Source organism: Clostridium sp. (assembly GCF_016650095.1).
GTDB lineage: Bacteria > Bacillota > Clostridia > Clostridiales > Clostridiaceae > Clostridium_AD.
Window position 1 is genome coordinate 1 of the sequence record NZ_JAENWL010000100.1, and the last position, 10,443, is coordinate 10,443.

A 10,443-nucleotide genomic window follows, 5' to 3' on the forward strand; every position below is an offset into this window, starting at 1 on the left:
GGGGTTGTGTAGTAACTGGACAGAAATTCCCGTTACATGTACCAAAATATACCACTAACAAAGATTAATAACTCGTTATCAAAAACGATGGTATTTGAGAATTAATAATTTTACTAAAAATTAATGCATACAATCCATTAAAACGGTTATTAAAACTATTATCAAAAACATATTAACACAAACTACCTATTATGATAATATTAACATATAATTAGGAGGTGCTGCAATATTGAAAATTATAGCTATGGGTATGCAAGGGTAAGCACAGTTCAACAAGATTTAAGCAGGCAATTAGATCTACTTAATCAATATAATTGTATTGAAATAGTAACAGAGAAAATGTCTGGAACAAAAACAAACAGGCCTGAACTAATGCGGTTAAAAGATAAAGTAAGGCCAGGAGATACTATTATTATCGAAAGTTTTTCACGATTGGGCAGAAGTACACGGGATCTAATAGAGCTTGTAGAATACTTCAAAAACAAAAGAGTAACACTGATAAGTATTAAAGAAAACTTTGATACAAATACACCACAAGGGAATCTTATGCTTACAGTTTTTGAGGCATTCAGCCAATTTGAGAGAGAACTCATAGTTCAGAGGACAAAAGAAGGTTTAGAAAGTGCGAGAGCCAGAGGACGGAAAGGTGGCAGGCCAAAAGTTAAAGAGAGGAATATTGAACAAGCTTTAAAACTATATGATTCAAAAGAATATAGCATTAGCGAAATAGTAAAAATGTCTCGAATTAGTCAGGCAACATTATATCGGTATATACATAAACAAGGAAATAGCTCCGAAACTAATATTAATCCTTCTAATGAAAAAACAGCGCAAATCCTCATGAGCATTAGAGTTGAGAACAATAACAAATTTGTACGTGGAAAGAAAAAAGCTAGAGAAAACATTGAGAAATACTTGGATTATTATAATATGAAAAAAACATCTCCAAAGGATGATGAGTATATAATTTTTGTGAAATATAAGAATATTGATGATTTGAAAAATACAGTATATGAGATATTCCATGAATTAGAAAATGAAGCTGATTTGAAGAACTGTTTTACTGAAGGTGAAGCCTGTTGCAATGAACTTGGATTAAAATGGTGAAATAGATTAATTGGTAATTTTAGGAATATAACTCCGAATTCTGCTTCCATTACTACACATACCCCAGAACAACTTGATTTTACTCAGGTATTTGAAAAACAACTTTTAAAATGGGAAAAGGAAGAATATTTGATACCCATTCTACAAATTGAACTATGCCGTCTACAGGCTCAAGTGAAATATTCATATAAAACCTTAAAAGATATTATAGCCCTGGCAGAAGAATTGAAAATGGGAACTATTGAAAAAGTTATGGAGAAAAGTTATGGAGAAAAGTAATTTGGAAATTGGTATAGAATCGTTAAAAAAGTATTTTTAGACCAGTACTCTCAAATGAAATTTGAAACTTTCCTATTGCCTCTGGTTACAGCTATGTTCTTCATACCCCTAAAAAAAGTGATAAAGTAAAAAATAGCCTCCTAGTATATTCCAGGAAGCCTTATGGGTATTTTAAGAGTTACAAGTGCCTTTTAGCTCAATATCCTTCGTTAATCACAACCCAATCATTTTTATCAGCTTCTTTTGCGAGAAGAATTGTCCTTAATATATTAGGCTCCATTGACTTTTCATGAACCTTAAATGCAATTATATTCCAATCTTTGTATTTATCAGGTATTCCACTACTAAGCAGCGGTGAATTTTCTGTGTACTCAATAGAATTAATTTTTTTATCACCCGAAAACCTAGAATAATATTCTCTTGCAACATTTTTAGCATTTTCTATTTCTTCTTTGGAATATTTTTCAACCTTATCACTTAATTCTTCTCCAATATTAATTTTAGGCTGTGCTGGTAAATCGCTTTGAGGCTTCAAGATGAAGTCATCATTTTGACTGATTTTATAATCTTGAAGTTTTGCAAGTATGTTACCATTGTCCTCTAAGCTTATACCAATGGCTTTCGTTTCTTTTTTACCATCTATAAAAACTACTTCCATCACAATAATATCATTTCTTAATGCCTGACTAAGTTTTGCAATAGAGCTATTTGCAGTATCAGTAAGCTGCCTGATAGTATTTTCAGGATTCCAATTAACAACAAGATAGCCATAGTCTGATGTTTTTTTTCCATAAGTTACAGTAAATTGCTTTTCCATACTAAAATTGAGCCTGCTTTCCGTCCAGTCAGTAAAATCTATATATTGATTTTTACAAGAAAATCTGATAGTTTTAATATTTTCACCTTTGATATACATCTGCAGTAGCTGTCCCCGCATTTCACCATCATCATGAATTAAACCAGTCGAAAGCTGAACTCCTGTGTTTGTGATTTCTACATTTTCACCATAAGCATACACCATAAAAGAGTTACCTCCTCCTCCAAAAATAAATACACTAACCGATATTAACAAGCAAAGCATGCAAGCAATAGCTGGGCGAAGAAATCCTTTGAAGCCATGAGAGTATTTTCTTTTAGTTACTGTTCCATGATCCCTTTCATTTAATATTTTATGGAATATTTTGGATTTTTGATCTTCTTTAGGGGTAAAAGCATTAAATAGTTCGTTAATATGATTCTTCATTATACTGCCCTCCTATACTTATTTTTAGATGTTTACGCCCAGTAGAAAGCTGTGTTTGAATAGTACTTGCATTTAAACCTAAGAGCTTTGCAATATCCTTTATAGAATATTCTTCATAATAATATAAATATAGAACTTCTTTGTATTTTACCGGTAAGGAAAGAAGTTTTTCTAAAACTTCACTAACAATTTGGTTATTGTCCCAGCAGGCTATTTCTGGAATATCGTCAACACTAATTCTACGTGATTTCCACCAACTTTTTAAAACATCTTTACAATAATTCTTAGAAGTTAAAATTAACCATGCTTTTTCGTGTTCAGAGCTTTCAATCCTTTTACTATTTTTAAGCAGTTTCATAAATATAGATTGAACAGCATCTTCTGCATCCGCAGTGCTTTGTAGATACATATAGCATAGCCTGTAAACAGTATCCACATTTCGTTGGTATATTTCAGTGAAATTCTTTTCTGTAAGTACTAACGAATTGTTAAACAAAACTTTCACCTCCTACTTATAAAACGATTGACCAATAGCAAATATCCTATTTTAAAAAATATTTTTAAAGCTGCCCAAAGAGGCAGCTTATAATGAGCAAATTTAAATTAATATATAGGTTTTATTAATTGCCTTCGTCTACTACCCGAATCTTTCCTAATCAATGTAATCTCTTTGAATGGGTTATCCGAGTTTTTAATTTTAACAAAAATGAAATAATATTTCCATTTTCATATTTAGAAGAATTATCATACAAATTATTTCTATTAATAAATCGCACAAATTCAACCTTGTGAGTATTTCCATTGTAATATTCTGTTGCAACTAATTCGCATTTTTCAATTTCTTCGCTGGAAAATCCATATTGCTTGCATTAGGTGTTTTTTAAGATACATAAGGTTTATTTGTGCTTGTAGTAATCTCTTGCGGCAAGACTTTAGAAACCAGCTAGCTAACACCTGTATACGATTGGTTGCATCCCAAAAGCGCCAGCAAGGCGACTACCAAAATAATAATATAAGACCATCTCATTTCTCCTTGTTCTATATATATGATAACACAATAATACATAGGCATAAGCCCATGTATTATTGTGTTAAAAATAATTAAAAATTTATACAAGAAAATTTTTAATTAATAAGTTTTATAAAGGATAAATCCATATCCGCCACTTGAAGCTGACTTAAGAGAACCAGTCTTTGTACTTCCTGAATGTGCTGCGTATATAAGATCACCATTTGAGTAGCCAACAACCATCAACGTATGGTATGCACGTCCATTACTATTTAACAAAGATACGGCATGTCCTATGTAACCATAGTTATATGCATCAGTTGTAAATGATGTAAATTTCTTATATCCAACAGCATTACTTTGCCAGTAATTTCTGAAAGCGTCTGCTCCCCTCCATGTTGAGGACACGTTCTTTGTATTGCATGTATTCCCTGTTGAAAACCAGTTAGCAAAATTTTGTGCCGCACTATCCGTTCCCGGAGTACCTTTCATTGACATTCCCATGCCCATCACCCCGAAAAGGTGGAATAAGCAAATTATCCAAGTATTTTTAAGTAACCCTAGAAACTTTATATTAAATATTTCGCGAATTATAAAATGGGTGTTTTTGCCTATCCCCCCGAAAAGGTAAGTTAGTGTATTTTTATATCGGAGGATAGACTACCCCTACTAAAAAGGTGAAATAAGAAAATCACTCATTTGGTACTATTAAATTTAGCTAATTCAAGAATAATTGCATCCATGTCAATAGACTTCGATTTTGCATTAAATTTATAGCTTTTGGATTTTATGAATAGAAATTCTCTATGCTTCTACATTCCTAAAAAGGTTGGAAATACAACTGAAGATACTGTTATTAAGAATGCAGAAATAACGCCTCCTATTATTGCACAGAATATAGACTTCTTAAAATTGAATTTTAGGAATGCCGCGATTGCACTTCCTGTCCATAAACCTGTCGTCGGTAGAGGAATAGCAATAAATAATACAAGTGCAATTTCTTTATATTTTAAAAACTTAGAACAATTTTTATGTAACTTTTTATTAATGTAATTATTAATGCCATTTAACGTTTTATAATTCTGCATCCACTTATATATTCTATTAAAAAATATTAATATAAATGGAACTGGAATAAGGCTACCTATCAGACTTACAAAAAATACTGTTTGTGGATTAAGGTTATAAGTAATAATTCCACGTATAATAGCTCCTTTCTGTTCGATAATAGGAACCATAGACCAGAAAAAAATCTCTAATAATTTCATAAAACACCTCTTTTAATTTTAAATTGACATATGATTTTCGGGTACAGACTACAAGTAAGTATTTTTGACTACTCCTACTAAAAAGTTGGAATAAGCAGATCAATCATTTGGTACTATTTTAAATTTAGCTAATTCAAGAATAATTGCATCCATATCAATAGACTTCGATTTTGTATTAAATTCATAGCGACCATAGAGGTTTATATGCTGCCAGGCAACTGGCGAAATGTGTTTCAATACATCTGAGTCTTCACCGCTTACTTCTCTGTAAGCTAACATATTAGATAAAATGCTTGCATTATAATAAATAATGCAGTTGGCTAGTAGCCGGCCGCATTCACCCCAAATGTTTTGATCTTGTTCCGTCTTAAATCGTAATTTCCCAAAGTTAGCATAAGATATCGCTCTGCGTAATTTATGATAACTCTCACCTCTGTTTAGTGCTCTCTGCACGTTTTGACGTAATGTTAAAGAATCAATATAATCAAGTAAATACAAGCTTTTTAGTATATTATCATACTCCCATAGAGCTCGTTTAGTTTTATTTTTACGTTCATAAGAGCTGAGTTTTCCAATTATAATACTCTGCGTTGTCGTTTTGAGAGCAAGTGACAATATTATACGCTGAATATTATCCCACTCCTCCACAATAAGAGCAGAATTTATCTTTCTTACAGGCTTGATTATCACATCATCATAGTGACTTGGATGATTGAAGCCATACAAAGATTTACTAATTTTACTGTAGACATCTTTATAACGAGGTGCGAACTTATATCCAAAAAAGTTGAGAATAGAAAAATTAACTTCATTTGCTCCATGTGTATCGGTGGAATGAATATCTGGCTTAATATCGGTTGTGTTGTTATACAAAACATCAAAAACATAATGACTTTCGTGTTCATTAGCACCGTGTGTTGATAAGAATATCATGCATACTTTGATAACGATGGAGGACAAAACATAATAAATAAACGAACCCTATCCATTCATTAAGTTGCTTGATCTTATAGACCGAATAATAATCTACTAATGAGGCAAAGTATTTTATGCTTTCATTTGAAATACCTACTATTGGCATCAACTTCTGGGTAAAATTCCATTGGCTCACCTCGATTAGTGCATAATAAAATACCAGTGTGATACACTTTATGAACATTGTGAAGCAAAGAAATTTACATCTTTTTTACCTTTCATAATTTGTGCTCTTCATTTCTTCTACTACTTTTTTAGTTTCTGCCAGTATATTCGGTAATAGCTTTTGCGATAAATTATAATCAAGTAGTAACCTTGCTTTTGGGGTTCTGCTGGTTTGAAGTCAAATTTTTGCTATATAAAGGTTTGCAGATGTCACTAAATGAAGCTATTCCAGTAACAACAATATCCTTTTGCTTTGATATACAATCGCTAAGAATGCTACAAAATTCTTTGTTGTCATCAGCCCTTCAAACTCATTTTATCTCCATCAGCAGGTTTATGGAATTATGTTTTGGGAAATTTAAGAACAGATGAACTGCCTGACATCGCATTGAAGGCACTCCAGGAAGGCTATGATACTCCTTCGTTAAGGATATTAGCAGGATTAGGTAGCGATATTTGGGAAATCAAAGAGTATTTAAAATTGACATTAAAAGAGATGGACATTGAACTACCGAATAAAACATATGCTTGGTTAATGTTAATTAAATACTACATACAACAGATAATAGATAAGAATGTTGACCCAATTGAGGGTGTAGGAAAAGTAATCCACGATGTGTTGATGAAAACAGACTTTTGTAAAGGTAAGGACAAGAAGTATGCGTATAATTATATTGGATTTCATAAGTTATTCGGATTATATTATGACTATGATGATATGACAAATACACTTGTAGCAGTATCTGATAAATACAGGAAAAAGCGAATTATAAAAATCAGAGAAGAAATTATAACAGAGTCGGCTAATTTCATAAAGAATTTCGACATAATAAAAATAGAGTGTTAAATAATATTAGTTAAGAATTGAAATTATATATATCCTTATTACGCATCTTTCATTAACTCCGACATGATAAAAATGGTTCGTTAATCGTAAATAATAATTAGAAAGAATGAATTAGTTATGTTATAAATATACGAAGATTGTTTATTGTTTATATAGCTGGAAGTTGAGGAGGATATGATGAAAAGGTAAATATATCTGCTTTGTCAGTAGATAAGGATTTTATTATTGTTACAGCAGGGAAATACCTGTTTAAGCGTACATTCCGAATTAACAGAAATGAAATTATTTAGGAGCATTAACGGAAATAATGCGAAGATAATTCATGGTGGAGAAAACAATGATTGAGTTTGGGTTGTTGAACAATATACGAAAAGTCTGGAGCAAACTTTTTACCTTTCTACAGACCATACATATCTCATTTATTCCATTCTAAATTTTATTTATCAATCAAAATTAAACTTCCTGATATTGTGCTGAAAATCTCTTATAGCCAAATTTATATAACAGCAATACTCCAAGTAACATTAATATTAAATCATATACAATTATACTGAGCCCTTTTGTATGTGTATTCATTGTTAAATTAAACAATTGCGTCACATTAAAGTCAAATACATTATTGAGAGACCATACCTCAAAGAAAACCCCTGTAACTATCACATAACATACAGGTAGTATAAATGCTATAAACTTCTTTTCAGTAGCTGTTATTACCCCCAAAACAAAGATTGAAAAAGCAGCTGAAGACAGAGCTATAACTAACAATATTATAATAATATATGATATTTTTGAAACGTTATATACACTTATAAATGCACTGTTACCAATATCCGTTGCAACGGTATTTCTTACCCCTCTGATAATAATAAAATATAAAATACAAATACCATGGCTAACTGCAAAAACAATGAAAGTTATTAATGTATTTACTGCTAATTTAACTGTAAAATAAGTTTTTATATTTATAACTTCCAGTAACCTATTTATAAATCCTGACTCCTTATCCTTAATTATTGATGTAGAATAAATTAAACCTGCTACAATTGGGCCTATAAATCCTATATAGGAAAAATGAGTAATTCTTATATAGTAATCTACGCCATCTAACTCGGCAAATGGATAAGATATTTCTTGTAAATAAGGTATCATAAGTAATGTAAAAATTATTAAGATGGAAAATATAGTACGCATGGATAATATTGTTTTTTTAAGTTCTAGCTTAAAATATGTCTTCATATATATGCCTCCTTTATTAATATTTATCTGCTACAGCGCCTATTGTGGCTGCCTTAACATAATTCTTACCCTTTAAGGTTTTTAAAGCCTCCACATCTCCACTTACAACGACTCCTATTATTTTTAAATTATCTTTATTAATTTCACCTTTTCCATTGCTTAAAGTGTTAAATAGACTTTCATATCTACTGCTATAATTTTTCTTTTCTTTGCCTCTGATTATTGCATTTATAAAGTCTTCCTCAGGATTCTTAATTGAAATTCCTTGTCGATCTAACGCCTTTATCCCGTATACACTGTATTCCTCAAGTATTGATTCACCTGAATCATATTTTTTATTTTCTGGTAAGGTATCTACCCAATACCAATTTAAAGTAATACCCTTTGGAATCATAGTTTTGACTTCGTCAATGCTATAAGTTTTGTCTAACGATAGTGATATCTCCATTAATTTATTGCTACCTATTTCATTAAGATTATCTAAATCATTTATATAACTTTCATATTTTATTAATGGATGATAAAACTTCATAACATGCTTGCCTACTTTATTATATTTTGTCATCTCTTCTAAGTCTTTTGATGATTCACCAGAGCTAGCAAATAAATAATCACCCAGGTCACCATAAATACCCTCAATCAAAGGCATATAGGTATATCCCTCTTTATAACTTCCATCAGTTATAGGCTTATCCCCTAAAAACCTATACCTAACATATTCTATTTGCCCAACCATAACTCTGCTATCAACTTGTATGTTCCCAACATAAGCATTAGGCATAGCTATATTAAACCAGTCTCTTACATTATCCTCCTCTTTATTACTCATTGCGCCTAGAATAGTAGCATTTGATATTAACACGATAAAGCTAACAATAATGAATATCATAAAACTTACTATTATAGTTCTTATTGTTGAAAAAGTTTTAGCTTTTTTAATGGTATTATTAAAAGTAGGTTTTTCTTTCACTTCAAACAATTCTCTTAATTTTTCATCATCACTTTTCATACTTATCCCTCCAAACTTTTTTGAATTGTTCCCTAGCTCTAAAGAGATAGGTTTTAACAGTATTTTCATTTATATCTAAGAGTTCCGCTATCTCCTTATAAGACAAGCCCATGTCGTATTTAAAAAACAACAGATTTTTATGAATATCACTGATAGAATTTAGAATTAGAAGAATTTCTTCCTTTTTTTCTACATCCAATATAAAATCCTCAACTAGCTTACTATCTGTTAGGCTTTGTTTAAAAATTTCTTCGTCAATATTCAAATGAATATGTCTACTATTTTTCCTACACAAATCATAATACTTATTAATTGCTACCTTAAAAAGCCATGACGACAACTTAGCAGTCTGTATACCGTCAATGTACATCAGTGCCTTATAGAAGGTGTCTTGGACTATGTCTTCAGCATTGTGTTGGCTACAGCCAAGTTTAATCAAATACTTATGTATTAGCTTCATTTTTTTGTCAAACATCTCTTTGATTAACTCATTGCTCATCATATCCCCCTTCCATAAAGTAGGTAAATTAGTTAATATCTTTAGTTTTGAAGTACTTCTGCTATTATGACGTTTCAAATATAAATATGTATACATTTATTTTACACTAAAAAATAAATCTACCAAATATTTGACTACTTGGTAGATTCTTAATATATATATAATTAATAAAATCTATTATGACGTCCTATTTTACATTTGCGCCTTAATCACTAGAGATATTGTACCATTAAACCCCATTTTTACAAACTAATACAGCCTATTTACATACATTTCATAATTTAAATAGAAACTATAGTTTGATGTTAAACGAATTGCCCTCCGTAAAGGTGTACTTTTTTAAACCATAAATAGAGCGTTCAATATACTTATTTTTTGTGTTTTTGAACGTTCAAATTAATAAATGGTATTTTCAAACGCTTGCTGTGCATGCGTTAGGCTTAATCATAACCATATATTTACACGCTTATAGCCGATTACTGTTCCATTACTACCTATACCCCTAATGCAACTATTAGGGTAGTGCTCGCAAAACGCGGATTTTATACGTTAAGACAGTTATTCCCAAAAGAGTCTTTTATCAAAACATTCTGAGTCGGGGTTCTAAGCCCAAAACCCCGCATTTTTTGAAATTTGAATATATTGTAAAGTTCTTATAATATTTCTCAAAAACATTCCCGAAAGTACCCTATTTCGGGAATGTTTTAATTTATGTTTTCTGAAAATACAGGTTTTAAAGGTCTTAATCATATAAGATCCAACCATCATTTATGGGAAAGTTGATATAAAATCAATTATTCAAGTAA

11 protein-coding genes are annotated in these 10,443 nt (G+C 30.9%); 3 read left to right on the forward strand and 8 right to left on the reverse strand.

Translation table 11 applies throughout. From position 1 onward, the window contains the following. Positions 1-228: 228 nt before the first annotated feature. Together JJE11_RS07930 and JJE11_RS07935 are read left to right on the forward strand one after the other, a co-directional pair. Positions 229-1,107, forward strand: coding sequence for a recombinase family protein (locus JJE11_RS07930; protein ID WP_291634339.1), 879 nt, complete (start codon positions 229-231; stop codon positions 1,105-1,107). 129 nt (positions 1,108-1,236) lie between these two features. Beyond that, entirely contained in the window at positions 1,237-1,386 is a 150-nt protein-coding gene (locus tag JJE11_RS07935; protein ID WP_291634320.1) for a hypothetical protein, read from the forward strand. Between the two features lie 196 nt (positions 1,387-1,582). Here the strand turns inward: JJE11_RS07935 and JJE11_RS07940 are convergent, their stop codons facing one another. The 5 genes from JJE11_RS07940 to JJE11_RS07960 form a co-directional block, all read right to left on the reverse strand. Continuing rightward, positions 1,583-2,629, reverse strand: a complete 1,047-nt coding sequence (locus tag JJE11_RS07940; protein ID WP_291634322.1) for a hypothetical protein — start codon at positions 2,627-2,629, stop codon at positions 1,583-1,585. Beyond that, a complete protein-coding gene (locus tag JJE11_RS07945) occupies positions 2,613-3,125 on the reverse strand; it encodes a sigma-70 family RNA polymerase sigma factor (protein ID WP_291634324.1) in 513 nt (170 codons plus the stop codon). Before JJE11_RS07945 ends, JJE11_RS07940 begins: the two co-directional genes overlap by 17 nt. 633 nt (positions 3,126-3,758) lie before the next feature. After that, the gene (locus tag JJE11_RS07950; protein WP_291634326.1) at positions 3,759-4,142 is read right to left on the reverse strand and encodes an amidase domain-containing protein; all 384 of its coding nucleotides are present in this window, start codon (positions 4,140-4,142) and stop codon (positions 3,759-3,761) included. A gap of 308 nt (positions 4,143-4,450) precedes the next feature. Then, positions 4,451-4,906, reverse strand: coding sequence for a small multi-drug export protein (locus JJE11_RS07955; protein WP_291634328.1), 456 nt, complete (start codon positions 4,904-4,906; stop codon positions 4,451-4,453). 99 nt (positions 4,907-5,005) lie between these two features. After that, positions 5,006-5,839 carry a Tn3 family transposase gene (locus tag JJE11_RS07960; protein ID WP_291634330.1) on the reverse strand — a complete coding sequence of 278 codons (834 nt, stop codon included), beginning with the start codon at positions 5,837-5,839 and terminating at the stop codon, positions 5,006-5,008. A 556-nt stretch (positions 5,840-6,395) separates the two neighbouring features. Here JJE11_RS07960 and JJE11_RS07965 point away from each other — a divergent pair. After that, complete coding sequence (locus JJE11_RS07965; protein WP_291634332.1) at positions 6,396-6,893, forward strand: hypothetical protein; 498 nt, start codon at positions 6,396-6,398, stop codon at positions 6,891-6,893. Positions 6,894-7,346: 453 nt separating this feature from the next. Here the strand turns inward: JJE11_RS07965 and JJE11_RS07970 are convergent, their stop codons facing one another. Genes JJE11_RS07970 through JJE11_RS07980 form a run of 3 tightly spaced genes read right to left on the reverse strand, consistent with a single transcriptional unit; the run spans position 7,347 to position 9,637 of the window. Next, entirely contained in the window at positions 7,347-8,129 is a 783-nt protein-coding gene (locus JJE11_RS07970; protein WP_291634333.1) for a hypothetical protein, read from the reverse strand. A gap of 16 nt (positions 8,130-8,145) precedes the next feature. Further along, on the reverse strand, positions 8,146-9,138 hold the full coding sequence (locus JJE11_RS07975; protein WP_291634335.1) for an anti sigma factor C-terminal domain-containing protein: 993 nt from the start codon (positions 9,136-9,138) through the stop codon (positions 8,146-8,148). Then, positions 9,128-9,637 carry an RNA polymerase sigma factor gene (locus JJE11_RS07980; protein WP_291634337.1) on the reverse strand — a complete coding sequence of 170 codons (510 nt, stop codon included), beginning with the start codon at positions 9,635-9,637 and terminating at the stop codon, positions 9,128-9,130. Before JJE11_RS07980 ends, JJE11_RS07975 begins: the two co-directional genes overlap by 11 nt. Positions 9,638-10,443 lie beyond the last annotated feature (806 nt).